Raw genomic sequence first — 15016 nt, forward strand, 5'->3', positions numbered from 1 at the left:
AATCGAGATGTTGAAAATGTATCTTCCATACGATTCTTTGAGTAACCTAATGTCGAACTGAAATACAAAAACATGGGAAAGCTATCACGCCGTGACTTTAATGCAACCGTTGCAAAAGGGACAGGAGCTGCAGCATTGATGTCAATATCACCATTGGCCTGCGCTATGGGAATGCATAAAGACAAAAAGAAATTGGGAGTTGCCCTTGTAGGTTTAGGTAGTTACAGCACCTACCAATTGGCTCCGGCACTTCTGGAGACGGAGCATTGTTATTTGGCTGGAATTGTTACTGGCACAAAAGATAAAGAACAGATTTGGGCTAATAAGTATGGTATTCCAAAAGAGAATATATACAACTACGAAAACTTTGACGATATCGCAAAGAACGGAGCAATAGACGTTGTGTATGTGGTCTTGCCAAACAGTATGCATGCCGATTTTTCCATTCGGGCTGCTCGGGCAGGAAAGCATGTGATTTGCGAAAAACCCATGGCTATGAGCATTGAGGAGTGCGATGCCATAATTGAAGCCTGTAAAGGAAATAACATAAAACTTGGAATGGGATATCGCTTACATTCAGAGCCTTACACTCAAGAAGTAAAACGTTTAGTTAAAGAGAAGACCTTCGGAAATATCAACTATATCTCTGCTGAAGCCGGTTATAGGTCGATGTCCAATCCCGATCAATGGAGATTGAACAAAGAACTTTCAGGAGGAGGTGCGTTAATGAATATGGGGGTTTATGCTATTCAAAGTATTATCTATGGTACTGGCGAGAATCCAATTTCAGTATCTGCTCAGGAGTATAGCACCCGTCCAGACTATTTTAAAGATACAGATGAGACCATTACCGCCCAATTTGAATTTAAAAGTGGGGTAGTGGGTAATATTATGACTTCACACAATGTTAGAGCTAATAGACTATTTGCTTCATGTGAGAGGGGCTGGTATGAGCTGGACCCAGCAAGTACCTATATACCTTTGGCAGGCAGAACATCCAGAGGTGAAATGAACTTTCCACAAGAAAGTCAACAAAAATTACAGATGGACGATTTTGCAAAACACATCTTGTTTGATGAACCAAATAAAGCACCTGGTGAAATGGGCAAACGGGATATGATAATTGTTAAGGCCATTTATGAATCCATCGCTGGCGGTGGAAAGAAAGTAGCATTGAATTTTGAACCTTACTTTGGATTTGGAGGCTGATTCATGACAGAATATTAGAATTTTTCAAAAACGCCTAGCCCAAAAAGAGCAAAATCATACTTAACGGGGTCCACTTGGTCCAATTTCCTCAGGCTTTTATCCAATTCTGCTAGAGCTTTAGCGTCATTTTGTTTTCGTCTTAGCAGCTTAAGTTTTCTGGCCACATTACCTGAATGTACATCCAATGGGCATGATAATTGACTTGGACTTATACTTTTCCAAAGACCAAAATCTACTCCGGTACTGTTGTCCCGGACCATCCATCGTAAAAACATATTGATACGTTTGGCGGCAGAACCTTTTAAAGGGTCCGAAACATGTTTTTGTGTTCTTTGCTCATGTGGCAGTTCAAAAAAAACCTTTTTAAACAGTGATATGGCCGGTTGTAACGAATCTTTTTCTTGATGATTGGAGAAAGTGGATTCCAGCCCCCCGTGATTCTGGTATATGTTTTTTAAACTTTGAATGAAATAATGCAGATCTAGGCCATTAAAGGTTCTATGTACAAAGGAACTCAATCTATCCAAATCAGATTCCGAGTGGTTAGCTATAAAGTCGTGCGGAGCATTATCTAGCAAATCCATTAAGTGAAGCGCATTATTAATGATGCTCTTTCGATTTCCCCAAGCAATGGTTGCGGTTAGAAAACCACAGATTTCGATATCCTCCTTTTTAGAAAATCGGTGAGGAACTTGGATGGGATCACTCTCCAAAAACTTGGGATGATTGTATTGGACGACTTTTTCATCCAAAAAGGCTTTTAATTCAGATTGGGTCATGGTTCAGCTTCAAGAAACAATCAATCCATCTACCATAGTCAATTTGCGATCAGCCATATCCGCCAATTCTGAGTTATGGGTCACCAAAACAAAGGTTTGTCCAAACTCATCACGAAGTTGGAAGAAAAGTTTATGCAAATTATCAGCACTTTCTGAATCAAGGTTACCACTAGGCTCATCGGCAAGAATAACGGAAGGGTTATTGATGAGTGAGCGGGCCACGGCAACTCTCTGTTGCTCTCCGCCAGAAAGAGCGTTTGGTTTATGGTCTTGTCTACTGCCCAGCCCTAAAAAGTCAAGTAATTCTTTGGCTCGTTTTTCTGCCTCAGCTCTCGGTGTTTTTTTGATAAAGGCAGGAATACAGACATTTTCCAAAGCAGTAAATTCTGGAAGCAATTGATGAAATTGGAAGATAAATCCAATATGCTGGTTTCTAAAACGTGCCAAGGCTTTATCCTTCAATTCCATGACATTGATATCATTCACCATTAAGGAGCAATCATTGGCGTTTGAAGGTGCATCCAAGGTTCCCAATATTTGAAGTAAAGTGGTCTTTCCAGCACCGGATGCTCCCACGATGGATACCACTTCTTTTTTCTGTATTTCTAAGTCAACTCCTTTTAAAACTTGTAGCTGGCCGTAGTTTTTTTGAATATTTAAAGCTTTAATCATTAATAGGTGCTTTATGAGGTGAAAGTAATGATATCTAACGAGCACACAAAAATCAAATTTTAAATAAAGGTTTTATTCTTATTTACGACTTTTATCAGGATTTAGTTAAAATCAAATGGTTGTATAACCATCAACTTTGTTTAACTTTACACTATAAATGGATAAACAAAATAACACAAATCTGGAAATCGCAATTTTTGCAGGAGGATGTTTTTGGTGTACCGAAGCTGTTTTTCAACGACTTAATGGTGTTCATGAAGTCAGATCAGGATATACGGGCGGCGCAATTAAAAACCCGGCTTATCGGGAGATATGTACTGGGAGAACTGGACATGCGGAGGCGATTGAAATTACATTTGACCCCAATCTGGTGTCGTATACTGAATTGTTGGAAGTTTTTTTTGCTACACATGACCCTACAACGTTGAATAGACAAGGGAATGATGTGGGCACGCAATACAGAAGTGAGATTTTCTATACCGCTCCTAAACAAAAGGAATTGTCAGAGCAGTTTATCTCCTTATTGGAACAAGAAAAGATTTTTAATGCTCCAATAGTTACAGCAGTTTCTGAAGCGCAACCTTTTTATGTAGCGGAACAAGAGCATCAAAATTTTTACAACGACCATAGGTCTCAGCCCTATTGTCAAGTCATTATAGATCCAAAAATCAAAAAATTAAATAAGCATTTCTCAAACAAGCTTAATACCGTAAAATAACCATGGCACCATATAAAAACTTAGAGGAATACAATATCGAGGTCACCAATGAGGTTAAAGACAGGTTTTCCAAGATTATTGATGAGATAGGGGAGGATGTTAGTCGTGACGGGTTGCTAAAAACTCCGGAACGGGCAGCGAAAGCAATGTTGTTTTTAACACAGGGGTATCGGCAAAATGCGGCCGAAATACTCAAAGGAGCTATGTTTAAGGAAGATTATGACGATATGGTCATCATCAAGGACATTGAAGTGTATTCACTGTGCGAGCACCATATGCTTCCATTCTTTGGAAAAGCTCATATTGCTTATATCCCAAACGGACATATAGTTGGATTAAGTAAGATACCACGTATTGTGGATGTTTTTGCACGAAGACTTCAGGTACAAGAGCGTTTGACTCATGATATTTTGGAATGCATCAATGATACTTTAAAACCACAGGGGGTTGCCGTTGTCATCGAAGCTTCACATATGTGTATGATGATGCGTGGAGTGCAAAAACAAAATTCAGTGACAACCACTTCGGGTTTTAGGGGCCAGTTCGAAAAAATTGAGACTCGAAACGAGTTTCTAAAGCTAATAAGCTCCGATTTGTCGTAAACCATTTTTACATCTCATTACGATTTCCTATTTTTCTTGAATGGGAAAAGAAAAAGACCCCAAGTATAAATATCTACTGCTAGGATTACTATTTGACGCTATAGGAATGCTTTCATTTGCTATTCCAGGAATAGGAGAGTTTTCCGATGTGATTTGGGCTCCCATGGCCGGGTGGCTCATGACACGAATGTATAAAGGTAAAATAGGGCAGGCTGCTGGTATTGTTACTTTTGTTGAAGAATTAGTACCGGGTTTGGATATCATACCTTCTTTCACGATTATGTGGGTTTACACCTATTTGATTTCCAAGAATAAGAAGATAAAAGGAAGCCGCTAATGCGACTTCCTAACTAACTAAAATCTAAAACTGCTTTAAAAACGTGATTTTACTTATGAATTGGGTAGTATTTCTTGTGGGGTCGAAAATATCTGTTTGTGTATCGTTAAAAACAATGTAGATAAAGGAAAGCGGCATATATTCCCAGCTAAAACGTACGTTCCAACGGCCCTCCTCATTAAAGCTATTGTATTGATAAAAGGTGGATAATTGAACTCGAGGATTTAATGCCAACCTTAGACTTGCCGAATATAAATTTGTGGTCAAATTTGAATTGCCAATACCTACATTTTTAAGGGTATTGTGCTCATAATCCAAAGAAAGTGCAGCATGAGGAATAGGGGCAAACCTCGCTGCTGCATTGATGGTATTTCGGGTGCCGTTGTAAAAGTTACCAAAACTATATCCAATATCTCCAGACCACTTTCTAGATTGGTCTGTATTATATTGCATTAAATATCTGGTATAAAAATAGTTATCCTCTTGAATTTCTAATCCCAGCGGAGCAAAGTCAAAATTGATATTTTGCCATGTTGGGGTAAATGAGATTTCCACAAAGCTATTGTCTTTGAACCAAGTATATATAGGGAAAATATAAAGACTAGCTTGCTGAAATTCAGTTGGATCTGTTGCATCATGATTGTAATTGGCAAATACACCGGGGTCCCACCTTCTAATCCAGTCAATTTTTTCAGGACGCCATATATAATAACCACCCGGGTTGTGTCTAATTACGTTGTTCTGTCGAACAAATCCCATTCGCGGATTGTAGTTGGCATCTGTATATTCGGTCACCCAACCATAATAATGCGAATTAGTAGTACTTCCAGCAAAAATACGTCCGGCGTAGCCAGTCTTCCCCGTTGTTTCATCAATGGAACTTGAAAACAAATATTGGATATCCCATTGGCTTGTGGGCCGTATTTGCCCATCAATTGTAATTGTTGTGTTATTGTTTCCTTCTAGGTTGAGTTCCAAATAACTGTCATCCATTCTATGGGTCACCATAATACCCATATTGTTTTCCCTTCCATAATTTTTGAGATAACGAAAAACACCAAAATTGGCTCCAGCAGAATTTTCAGTCTCACGTTGTCGCACAAACAGGCCAGCTATTGCGTTTTTTTCAGTACGCTGGGTAAATCGAGTGCCGACATCAATAGGAGCTGGAGTAGCATTGAATTCACCTTGTAAACCTACACGTCTACTAAAAAAGGGTCTTATGGACTGCTGTAACCCTCCTGCCCAGATACCGGAGTTTTCCAAAAAGAATTGACGTCGCTCCGGAAAGAAAATATTGAATCGTTCCAGGTTGTTCACGGCACGATCCACATCAGCCTGGGCAAAATCAGTATTTACTGTGAGGTCTAAAACCGTTTTTGGGTTTATAGCCCATTTGGCATCAACTCCCACTTTAGGATCGCTTAGCTTATCTGTAAGCACATCCCCTTCTTTATTTTCATCATATTGATAAAGCGCATATGGTTCTATTCTAATATTAGCCGAAGGTGGAGGAACCTCAATCCCAGTAAGTTTGGCTGCGTAGGTCATACGATACGGGGTAAAGGATTGCGGAATGGCCGGAAAAGTGGAAACTTCAACTTCCCTACGGGCATAACGTACCATGGTCATTCCCCATTCAATGGTGTTACCATTTTCCGGAAGGTTGTAACGCAAAGATTTGAAGGGAATGGCCATTTCCACAAAAAAACCTTCCTCTGTTCTTTGGGTACGAACTCTCCATAAAGTATTCCAACCAGTATCAAAACTGTTGCCATTGAAATTTTGAAAATCACGTTGATTTCCATAAGGAGTGGTCTGAAAACCTTGAGCGTATTGTTTAAGGTTTTGGGGATCCAGGGCTATACCGAAAATGTCGTTTTCTCCCCAACTAAAATCTCTTCGAAGGTCTTGTATTCGAATCCCTTTAATTCCAACAGAGTCTTTGCAAAATGCCCCTACATAAAGATTTTTATCGTCATATAGAAACTTCACCTCTGTGGGATAAAGGAGTGTACCACCTTGTCTAGGCTCTCTCCTAAAGAAATCCTTGATAGTTTTTACATTTTCCCAATCATCTTCATCTAGGAACCCATCAACACGAATACCTTGTTGTGCTTTAGCAATCTTTATTTCTTGAGGATTTTCAGGTGGAGGGAAATTATCCGTAGTACTCTCTTGGGACTGAACGGGAGCAGCAAATATGAAAGCAATAGCAAGTAGTATACAGATTCTCAAAACAATAGGGTTTTAGAAGATTTTACCTGTGGACTAAATGCTATTCCAATAGTGCCCATGACTACGGATATAGCGAGTATTGCTAAAGCTGATATACCGCTGGTTTTAGGGGTCAACGGCTTGAAAGTAAATGAAGGCAAATCTTTATAATCACTACTGGTGAAAGATTGGTTATTGTATAAAAATGGAATTAAATGCTGCCTCCATGTTTCAGCAAACCCAATCACTTGACCTCGATAATTTTCATAATCCTTCGTTGAAGATCCAGAAATCTCATTAAGAGCTTGTTGCATTACAATTGCAGGTGAGATCCATTTTAGCTTCCCAACCCAAGTCTGTTGTTTGTCCAACTGATTCTCAAATTCACTAACTATAGGTTCCAATTCTTTCTTTACCACATCCTGCGAGGCCATATAGCGGTGATAGAACCTTCTGCTCTGATTGGGGTCATTAATGGCGTACTCAGGATGGTCACGTAGAAAGTTATCCAATATTTCATCTTGTTTTTCAGTTACCTCAGCTTTGACAGTTCGCATTTTATTGATCATAAGCGTCCGTGATGGCATTGGATATATTGTGCTTCCCAGTTGATTGATTATGGAAGGTGCCAGTAATACAAAAACTAACCAAAGCCCCAGAATAGTAATGGCATTTTTTGCTGAATTTGAAGCCTGCAGGTTAACCACAAAGGCCAGCGCAAACCAGAACAAAATATATGCGATCGTTAATCCAATAAAAGAAAACATGGTTCCCAAATCAATGGTGTCACCAAAAATTAGCAAAGTACCCCAGAGCAGAATTACAGTTAGTGTAGCTATCCATAAAAAACGAATTCCAATTTTTTGAAGCACCCAAATATGAATGGAGATGGGCTGTGAAGCCAAAAGTTTCAAGGAACCAGTTTCTCTCTCGGAGGTAAGGATATTGTATGAAAAAGCAATGATAATTAGGGGTAATAAATATATAATTACAAAGGACAAGTCAAAACTTCCAAAGAGTTGTTGTACCGGACTACTGATTTCAGTGAAATTTAAAGCAAAGTCATCGCCAGCCATTGTGGGTTTAACATAATGGGTAAACAGGTCACTTTGGCCTGTAGCGATAAAGGCCATTGCAGATGGTGGCATTGCCGCAATTCTTGGATGATAGTTACCTACTGCTGTGGGTCCTGATGGAATTGTCCATCTTGAGGCATTTACACTCAACCCTCTCTCGATTGAATCTAATTGCGCCAGCATTTTTTGGTCGGACTCATTAACCTGTTTTTTGATAGAGGCAATATCCAATTCTCTTTTTTCAACTTTTTGACTACCATTGAAGGAAGCAAAACCAAAAAGTACCAACAAAAGCACACTAAGAAATTGAATCCATCCGCTTCGCAGCAGGGTTTTCAGCTCATATATAAAATTATACTTGTACATGACTATATTTTTTTGATTGTGATGAATAGGAAACCAAAGGATACAATCAACCATGTTGAGAGTATCAAAAGATTGGAAGCGTTCGTTGATAAGATTTCGCCCAGTTTTGGAGGTGCATATTCAAATGGTGGCAGCTTCTTCCAGGTATCAGCATTAGCCCTGTAACTCCATTCGCCATATGATGAGTTTTCTGCAAAGTTGTTATTTAAAAATGCCTGGGTTTTAACTCGATAATCCTCGGCGGCGTCGGCAAAGTTCCAATGGGTCGCATAATCCGTTCTTGCAATGGCCATACTCAGGAATCTAGTTGGAAGAAAGGGTGAAAATGCAGCTAAACCCCGGTAAACCTCAGATTGTTCAGCGAATTGTTTTTTTAAAAACCTGTAGTGTTTTAAATATACCTCGGACTCATGTTCTTCTCCCTTTTGCATACGATAAGCATCAAAATTAAAGGGCAAAAGATGAAGACTGTCCACACCATATTCCGCTAAGACTTCTTTTTCTAATTGTTTGGCTTGCTTACTCCATGGATCATGTCCATCGAGTCCTTCAAGCTTATCCTTAAGAACATTGGCTGCAAATTCTTGACGTGTAGGGTAGGGGTGTTTGGTGTCTGCAATATTGCTTGAAATTTTTGGAACCAGTAAGCAAGCAATTATCCATATCGAAAGGGAAAAGACAAGGGCTATTCCTGATTTCTTCACTCTTGATGAAATAATAAGAACCAAATTGGTGAAAACAACATAGTAACAAATGAATACCAGAAAAAGTACTCCGAGTGATCCCCAGGAAAATACTCCAAAATCGTCTAGATTAGAAAGTACAACGCCGGCAATAAGAAATAGGATAGTGGTAATTAAAAAGATGGGGGACATTATGGCCAACCATTTTCCTAATATCAATTTGACAACTGAAGTACCTTGACTTTTTAGCAATGCCATGGTTCCCATTTCGTGCTCTTTGGTAAACGAATTATATCCTAGCAAAACAATCAGTAACGGAATAATGAAAAGAAGGATGAAATCGGGTGTTAAGTCACCAAATCGAGCCAATCCGGTTTGGTCAGTTGCCATACTGAATTGTGCTTCGTTACGTTTATGTGCCTCCAAAAAAATAGACGTTCCTGCATATTTGTCCACCCCCTGATCAAGTAAGGAGAGTGGATACTTTGGTTTGAAAGCATAGGTTCCATAATGTGCAGCTGAATGTGGATTTTTATCACCTTGATTATCCCAGATAGCTCTTTCAGTTGACTTAGCTTCGCGATACTCTTGGTTAATCGCATGGTATCTTTTGCCGCTTATCCATATAGCCATTACAAGTAGGCCAACCACAATAACAAAAGCTGTTGCGACCCGCCCATCTCTAGTGAGCTGTCTGATTTCTTTTATAAAAGTACTTTTGATCATTGGACTAATTCTTTATAGTCCATAGTATCTAAATAAGCCTGCTCAAGTTCTAAAAGTGAAAGATTATTAGCGTCAAACTCCTGTCTTAGCTGCCCATTTTTCATAATCCCAATGTGGGTAGCTACTTCTTTTGCTCTAAATAGATCGTGAGTTGCCATCAAAATGGCGACACCCTGACCTCTCAAATTTTCCAAAAGCTGTCCAAATTCATTACTTGCCTTTGGATCTAACCCCGAAGTTGGTTCATCTAACAATAATGATTTTGCATTTTTGGCCAAGGCAATGGCAATACCTACCTTTTGTCGCATTCCTTTGGAAAAGTTTGATATGCGTTGATGAAATGCACTTTTTTGAAGTCCCGCCTGACTTAAAAATTCTTCAAGCTCACTTTTCTTAAGACTTTTACCTCCAATACCAGAGAAGTATTCCAGGTTTTCAACTGCACTTAATGTTGGGTAGAGCATAAGGTTCTCTGGAATATAAGCGAGGAACCGTTTTGTTTTTTTTGGATTTTCATCCACGTTCAATCCATTGATAAATGCACAACCGGAAGTAGGCTTAAGGAAGCCTAAAAGCAAATTAATTGTGGTTGTTTTGCCAGCTCCATTTGCTCCGAGCAAACAATAGATTTCACCGGCTTTGATGTTTAGGTTCAACTGGTTCAATACCACCGCTTCACCATATTGTTTGGTGAGATTATCTGTTATAATCATTGAAAATAGTTTTAGGTTAGGATAATATGATTGGTCTTCAGCGTCAATATTGACAGAGAAGTATAGGGTATAGGGGTCACTCTAAATACGAATGCCCTGAACAGTAAGCAAAAAGAAGTCTAAATAGTGTGCGGTGGTCCCCTAAGAAGATTGAGGCCGAGTAGTGGTGTGCAAATTACGGAATCATCCGAAGTGATAGGTTGATAATTTTTGGTGATGACAAATGCAATTTCCGGTGTAAAAAAGAGTGTGCTTGGCTTCGTATTTAACTTAGCACATAGCTCACATTCATAGTCTACACCGTAAACCGCATCGTCACTATTATCAACTTTATTATGGGTATGAAATTCCGTATGTGATGTGAAAACATGGATGGCCCCAAAGCCCCATTGAAATAACAGTATGGAGGCTAGTAAGGAACTTAACCAAATATGTTTTCTTCCTGTTTTCACAGTTTTCTAATTATATAAGTGCAATTAGATTTAATTGAGTTATCCGATTGTTAAATCGAATGTCTCAGCAATATCTGTTTCTCCTCCTGCATCGCTCAAAGTCCCATTGTTTGGTTTCTTTGGTTCGTGACGCAAGGTTATGGTAATTGAGGCTGCCCCTGCGGTATCTGTGTTTAGTGTGAAAACTATTCCCACGGGATTACCATTTCCATCGGTATCACCATAAGTAACACTTCCAATAGATCCTGTAGTTTGGAAAAAGAACTGATGCTCTTCATCCAATTCAGCTACTTCCTCAGTAACATCTTCTGCAGGTGTTTCAGTCTCATTCAAGAGAACAATGGTACCGTCATATGCGGTATTACCTGCCAAATTACCGGATACGGTAATTACAGGAGCGTTTGGCCCATCTCCATCCAAATCCCTTGTTTGCAAGGTTATTGTATCTCCGCCGCCTTGAGGTACAAGACTAACCGTCATGGTTGTAATGGTTTCTTCTTCGACTACTGGCTCTGGATCATTGTCGTCACTAGAACATGACACAAAAAATAGACCTGTTAATACTGCTAAGGATAAGAATTTAATTGTTTTCATTTTTAATAAAGTTTAATAGTTAAATTTTAATTGAATAATAAAGTTCCTACCTAAATCATCAGCAAAATATCGCTGACGGTTCAAGTAGTCCCTGTAATTTGTGTTTAAAAGATTGTTTACAACCAACGAAGTGGTCAAATTTGTGCCATTGCCAAAAGGGAATTCCATTTTTGATTTCAACCCCAAAAGGTGATAGGCATCTGGTGCTGTATTGATTTCCAACAGTACTTCTTGTTGTTGTTCAGGTGAAAAGACCATAATGTTATCGGGAACTTCATTTTGTCTAAAAACATATTGGCTTTCCAAGGAAAACTCAAAATTTTTCCATTCAGGTTTGGCATAGGTGACTTTGTTCCTTATGTTGGCCGCAGGAACATTGATTAATGGCGTGTTATTGGAAATATCTCTGCCCTTAACCAATGAGAATCGATGTTCTGTTCTCAATTGATTGGTCCAATCCGAATAGATAGAGGCATCAAGCCCGAGCAATCTTGCATCGGTTTGCCTATACTCCCATACCGGAAAGGCACCCCTAATGTTGAACTCAACTCCGGAAGGTTCCAACAGTAAAAAGTTTTGGACCCAATTGCCGAAAGGTTCAAAAGCAAAGCCCCAGTTGTCGGAATTCATTTGATAGGAAGCAGAAATTTTATGTGATGTTTCGCTTTCTGCCCGTAATTCACCTAACTCAATTCGAGCTGCTGAATGATGCAGACCATCGCTGAATAATTCAGAAGGATTTGGTGCTCTTTGTGCTAGGGCGTAGTTGACCTTCAGGTTAGATTCATTATTGAACTCATAGTTTCCTCCAACGGTGGCCGATACATTGTGATAATTAAATATAGGATTGACCAACAATTGTGTTCCCAAGTCATCAATAATCAGATTCTGGAATTCTGTGTCGTAACCTCTTTCTTCCCAACGCGAAGTCTGATAGAACTTTTTGGCATCAATACGATTGAAGTCGTATCGGATTCCGCTTTCCAATAATAATTGATCGCTGACTTGATATTCACCTAGAATAAATGCGCCAAAGTCAAACTTTTCGTAGTCCGGAATTAACCTACGCACTCCTGTATCAGGATTTGCAAAATTTTCTTGATATCTACCGAGAAGTCCGACATGTAATTGATAATTCTCATTTGCATCCCATTTAAAATTAGTGGATATTGTATGTGTGGTCAATTCCAAATCTATAGACGCCCGGTTATCCCGTTCGCCGCGACGCACATCAAATTCAAACCTTCTGTTATTTTGAAAATCATACTGCAAACTCCATTTTCCTAAGCCTTCAAATCGTTTGTAAAAATTGAGTTTTCCTAGGTGATGGGTTACCTCCTGTCTTGGATTTTGCAAATCATAAGTAAACGACCTTATAACCTCAGGCTGTCCACTATTGATACTACGGACCAAATCATCTACATTACCAATGTGTGATGCCCTTAACACGGCAATTTCTGAATTGAAAAAGGAATACCGCGCATCCCACCCCCATGTAAACTGTCGTTTTCCAATTTGTAGGGAAGCACCAATTTCTTGTATACCGGTATTGGATAAAACGTAGTCTGGTGCTTCGCGATCCCCCAATCTTTTGAAAGAGCCTTGACCTTTAATAAACCAACCACTCTGATAGGCTTTTATCAACTCTGATGAGATATTACCCCCTCTACCGTTGGACATACCATTCAAAAGCGTTTTACCATATATAGTATCCTTAACAGGAACCTTTGCTTGTTCCATTACAATGACACCTCCTATGGCATCACCTCCATATTGCAAGGCTGAAGCGCCCTTTATGACTGACACGGCACCTGTAGTATTAATATCAATATTGGGTGCATGTTCGTCGCCCCATTCCATATCTTGCATTCTGACACCATCATTCAAGATCAAAACACGACTACCGTTTAAGCCATGGATGGTAGGCTTTACAATATTGGATCCGGTATTAAGGGATGAAACTCCTCCCAACTCTTTTAAAGCATCGCCTAAACTACCGGAGCTATATAGTTCCAATGTCTTTAGCTTTAATTTTTCTTCTTGCGCTGAATTGGTCTTATCATTTATGGCATCGCCAACCACATTTACCTCGTCCAATTCTTCAAGATGATGCTCGAGTTTTATATCGAATTCAGTAACCCCTGATACTTCAACATCAATAAAAATGGTGCTACATTCTGGGTGGGAAACTTCCAATTGATATTGACCTGGACATAGGTTTGGGATGCTATATTTTCCATTTAAGTCTGTTTCCACTTCTAGATTTTTATCAACAACAGATACACTGGCTCCGCCTAAAGGTGTTTTGCTGTGGTAATCTGTTATTTGTCCTTTAAGTACTTTATTACAATCTTGGGATTTAACCTGTATTGGAATAACAGTTAATAGAATAACGAAAAGCAATGCTTTCATTCTGAATTCAATATGTTAATGTGTGTTAGAAATTGTTTCCTTGAAGAAACGGGAAATCGAGCAGGGGGTCCTAAGACATAAGCGCAGGTGGGGGCCTAGAAAAAAGAAGGGAATTAAGTTTTGTTGCCACAAATGCTTGATTCTCGAAGAGTACGAGAGAATCAGTAGCAATGTCTTGAATTGCTACTTCAATTATTCCAGCAGTGAATAAGATATCTGAATTTTGGTTTTCTAGGGCAACTTCACAGGTAGCGCAATTTTCTATTGAGTCACCTTCAGTATCATTATGAGTGTATACATGAAGCGCAGACACCTTGACAAGCATCAAGGCTGCAAACAATAAAAACCCCAAAAATCTCTTACATCTGGGCATAGGAGCAAAGGTATATTTTTTGAGACAAAGAATTATGTTAACGAAAACATAATTTATGGGAGCAAAAAGCCCAATCCCATACGTTTCAGCATTTTCTTCTCAAAATTCCAGAAAAAACGAAATTGTCCAAATAACCAACCAAAGAAGACCAAAAGAACTTGGTAAATTGGGAAAATGAGTAAAATACGAATGGTCCAAAAAACCCAACCGCTTACGTTTTCTTTCTGAATACCAACAAACTCAGTAAATGGACCTGCCAGTTTACCAGAGATACTCCCTGTAATGGCAAAGACAATAAAAATCGCAATCATCTCCCAGCGCTGTTCAACGGGCCATTTATTGGTAAGTTTTTTAAAACACCAAAGAAAAAATCGTACCATGATGAAATACAGAATCACCATTACCACTGTAATGAAAAGCCATTCGAGTACCGTATTGTTAAGGTCAAAAATATGCAGTAAGCGCCTAGCAATAGTATAGGAAGTCAATAAAACCAATACTACACCAAAAATAGGAAAGAAAAGTTGCCAATTTTTAGTAATGTCCCAACGCGTTCTTATTTTTTCCATCCAATAAAATTCGATGGCAAAAATAGCATATTAAATCCTAGGAAGAAAAGGACCTAATCGTTGATTGTATTTTCTTTGAAAATATATGAAGTAGTTATAAAGCTTGTAATTCACCTCATATCCATAATCTATATTTGGATCATAATTAATTTGAAGCTCATACAAATTAGAGTTGAATCGACTCGGTTGAAGTACCCTCTGATTCCAATTAAGAACGAGCAGTTGATTGCGGTTTTCCAAAAAGCTTTGTGAATAATATCCTTCGGGCCGTGCTATACTTTGCAGCCAAACAAAGAAGCCTGGCTCAATGATAATAATTTCATACTCCGTTTCATCATCCTTGATTTCAACTTTTTCCTCATCATTTGAATTAAAAACAGCCTGTTCGTCTTGTGAAATATCCATTGCTTGTTTTTGTGAAGTGCAGGAAAATAATACGACCGCTCCTAGAGCAACCATAAAAATGTTATATAAAGTTCTCTTTTTCATAATATTAAGATACAAAAAAAGCCATTTGG

Annotated in this window: 16 protein-coding genes; 4 read left to right on the top strand and 12 right to left on the bottom strand. The window is 38.9% G+C overall.

The annotated features are described in order from the left end of the window. Nucleotides 1–72 precede the first annotated feature (72 nt). A complete protein-coding gene (locus tag ACOKFG_RS11010; protein ID WP_422861244.1) occupies nucleotides 73–1209 on the top strand; it encodes a Gfo/Idh/MocA family protein in 1137 nt (378 codons plus the stop codon). 14 nt (nucleotides 1210–1223) lie between these two features. On the opposite strand, the gene ACOKFG_RS11015 is transcribed toward ACOKFG_RS11010, so the two are convergent. Beyond that, nucleotides 1224–1988: a TIGR02757 family protein gene (locus ACOKFG_RS11015; protein WP_422861245.1), complete on the bottom strand. Its 765-nt coding sequence runs from the start codon at nucleotides 1986–1988 to the stop codon at nucleotides 1224–1226. Between the two features lie 9 nt (nucleotides 1989–1997). Next, nucleotides 1998–2660 (bottom strand): ABC transporter ATP-binding protein, encoded by a 663-nt coding sequence (locus ACOKFG_RS11020; protein ID WP_422861246.1) that lies wholly within the window; start codon nucleotides 2658–2660, stop codon nucleotides 1998–2000. A 157-nt stretch (nucleotides 2661–2817) separates the two neighbouring features. Here ACOKFG_RS11020 and msrA point away from each other — a divergent pair, with 157 nt between their 5' ends. Genes msrA through ACOKFG_RS11035 form a run of 3 tightly spaced genes read left to right on the top strand, consistent with a single transcriptional unit; the run spans nucleotide 2818 to nucleotide 4317 of the window. Next, nucleotides 2818–3378: a peptide-methionine (S)-S-oxide reductase MsrA gene (gene msrA, locus ACOKFG_RS11025; protein WP_422861247.1), complete on the top strand. Its 561-nt coding sequence runs from the start codon at nucleotides 2818–2820 to the stop codon at nucleotides 3376–3378. A 2-nt stretch (nucleotides 3379–3380) separates the two neighbouring features. Next, complete coding sequence (gene folE, locus ACOKFG_RS11030) at nucleotides 3381–3980, top strand: GTP cyclohydrolase I FolE (RefSeq protein ID WP_298789492.1); 600 nt, start codon at nucleotides 3381–3383, stop codon at nucleotides 3978–3980. 40 nt (nucleotides 3981–4020) lie between these two features. After that, nucleotides 4021–4317 (top strand): hypothetical protein, encoded by a 297-nt coding sequence (locus tag ACOKFG_RS11035; RefSeq protein ID WP_298789494.1) that lies wholly within the window; start codon nucleotides 4021–4023, stop codon nucleotides 4315–4317. A 24-nt stretch (nucleotides 4318–4341) separates the two neighbouring features. On the opposite strand, the gene ACOKFG_RS11040 is transcribed toward ACOKFG_RS11035, so the two are convergent. The 10 genes from ACOKFG_RS11040 to ACOKFG_RS11085 all read right to left on the bottom strand — a co-directional run bounded on the left by ACOKFG_RS11040 (nucleotide 4342) and on the right by ACOKFG_RS11085 (nucleotide 14987). Next, the gene (locus tag ACOKFG_RS11040) at nucleotides 4342–6555 is read right to left on the bottom strand and encodes a DUF5916 domain-containing protein (RefSeq protein ID WP_422861248.1); all 2214 of its coding nucleotides are present in this window, start codon (nucleotides 6553–6555) and stop codon (nucleotides 4342–4344) included. Further along, nucleotides 6552–7976 carry a DUF3526 domain-containing protein gene (locus tag ACOKFG_RS11045; RefSeq protein WP_422861249.1) on the bottom strand — a complete coding sequence of 475 codons (1425 nt, stop codon included), beginning with the start codon at nucleotides 7974–7976 and terminating at the stop codon, nucleotides 6552–6554. Before ACOKFG_RS11045 ends, ACOKFG_RS11040 begins: the two co-directional genes overlap by 4 nt. A 2-nt stretch (nucleotides 7977–7978) precedes the next feature. Next, complete coding sequence (locus tag ACOKFG_RS11050) at nucleotides 7979–9385, bottom strand: ABC transporter permease (protein WP_422861250.1); 1407 nt, start codon at nucleotides 9383–9385, stop codon at nucleotides 7979–7981. Then, on the bottom strand, nucleotides 9382–10098 hold the full coding sequence (locus ACOKFG_RS11055) for an ABC transporter ATP-binding protein (protein ID WP_422861251.1): 717 nt from the start codon (nucleotides 10096–10098) through the stop codon (nucleotides 9382–9384). The genes ACOKFG_RS11050 and ACOKFG_RS11055 overlap by 4 nt, the downstream gene beginning before the upstream one ends. A gap of 119 nt (nucleotides 10099–10217) precedes the next feature. Continuing rightward, complete coding sequence (locus tag ACOKFG_RS11060; RefSeq protein WP_299172931.1) at nucleotides 10218–10550, bottom strand: hypothetical protein; 333 nt, start codon at nucleotides 10548–10550, stop codon at nucleotides 10218–10220. Between the two features lie 39 nt (nucleotides 10551–10589). Next, entirely contained in the window at nucleotides 10590–11144 is a 555-nt protein-coding gene (locus tag ACOKFG_RS11065) for a type 1 periplasmic binding fold superfamily protein (protein ID WP_422861252.1), read from the bottom strand. Nucleotides 11145–11156: 12 nt separating this feature from the next. After that, complete coding sequence (locus ACOKFG_RS11070; RefSeq protein WP_422861253.1) at nucleotides 11157–13556, bottom strand: TonB-dependent receptor; 2400 nt, start codon at nucleotides 13554–13556, stop codon at nucleotides 11157–11159. Between the two features lie 70 nt (nucleotides 13557–13626). Then, complete coding sequence (locus ACOKFG_RS11075) at nucleotides 13627–13929, bottom strand: hypothetical protein (RefSeq protein ID WP_422861254.1); 303 nt, start codon at nucleotides 13927–13929, stop codon at nucleotides 13627–13629. Nucleotides 13930–13982: 53 nt separating this feature from the next. Further along, a complete protein-coding gene (locus tag ACOKFG_RS11080; protein ID WP_422861255.1) occupies nucleotides 13983–14498 on the bottom strand; it encodes a DUF6787 family protein in 516 nt (171 codons plus the stop codon). Nucleotides 14499–14528: 30 nt separating this feature from the next. Then, the gene (locus tag ACOKFG_RS11085) at nucleotides 14529–14987 is read right to left on the bottom strand and encodes a DUF6146 family protein (protein WP_422861256.1); all 459 of its coding nucleotides are present in this window, start codon (nucleotides 14985–14987) and stop codon (nucleotides 14529–14531) included. Nucleotides 14988–15016 lie beyond the last annotated feature (29 nt).

The sequence above is a fragment of the Flagellimonas rhodophyticola genome (assembly GCF_049332665.1).
In the GTDB taxonomy this organism is placed as follows: domain Bacteria; phylum Bacteroidota; class Bacteroidia; order Flavobacteriales; family Flavobacteriaceae; genus Flagellimonas.

Bases quoted from the DNA above. Each gene is read 5' to 3' on its own strand.
- ACOKFG_RS11010 (WP_422861244.1), top strand. From the start codon at position 73: ATGGGAAAGCTATCACGCCGTGACTTTAATGCAACCGTTGCAAAAGGG.
- ACOKFG_RS11015 (WP_422861245.1), bottom strand. From the start codon at position 1,988: ATGACCCAATCTGAATTAAAAGCCTTTTTGGATGAAAAAGTCGTCCAA.
- ACOKFG_RS11020 (WP_422861246.1), bottom strand. From the start codon at position 2,660: ATGATTAAAGCTTTAAATATTCAAAAAAACTACGGCCAGCTACAAGTT.
- msrA (WP_422861247.1), top strand. From the start codon at position 2,818: ATGGATAAACAAAATAACACAAATCTGGAAATCGCAATTTTTGCAGGA.
- folE (WP_298789492.1), top strand. From the start codon at position 3,381: ATGGCACCATATAAAAACTTAGAGGAATACAATATCGAGGTCACCAAT.
- ACOKFG_RS11035 (WP_298789494.1), top strand. From the start codon at position 4,021: ATGGGAAAAGAAAAAGACCCCAAGTATAAATATCTACTGCTAGGATTA.
- ACOKFG_RS11045 (WP_422861249.1), bottom strand. From the start codon at position 7,976: ATGTACAAGTATAATTTTATATATGAGCTGAAAACCCTGCTGCGAAGC.
- ACOKFG_RS11050 (WP_422861250.1), bottom strand. From the start codon at position 9,385: ATGATCAAAAGTACTTTTATAAAAGAAATCAGACAGCTCACTAGAGAT.
- ACOKFG_RS11055 (WP_422861251.1), bottom strand. From the start codon at position 10,098: ATGATTATAACAGATAATCTCACCAAACAATATGGTGAAGCGGTGGTA.
- ACOKFG_RS11065 (WP_422861252.1), bottom strand. From the start codon at position 11,144: ATGAAAACAATTAAATTCTTATCCTTAGCAGTATTAACAGGTCTATTT.
- ACOKFG_RS11070 (WP_422861253.1), bottom strand. From the start codon at position 13,556: ATGAAAGCATTGCTTTTCGTTATTCTATTAACTGTTATTCCAATACAG.
- ACOKFG_RS11075 (WP_422861254.1), bottom strand. From the start codon at position 13,929: ATGCCCAGATGTAAGAGATTTTTGGGGTTTTTATTGTTTGCAGCCTTG.
- ACOKFG_RS11080 (WP_422861255.1), bottom strand. From the start codon at position 14,498: ATGGAAAAAATAAGAACGCGTTGGGACATTACTAAAAATTGGCAACTT.
- ACOKFG_RS11085 (WP_422861256.1), bottom strand. From the start codon at position 14,987: ATGAAAAAGAGAACTTTATATAACATTTTTATGGTTGCTCTAGGAGCG.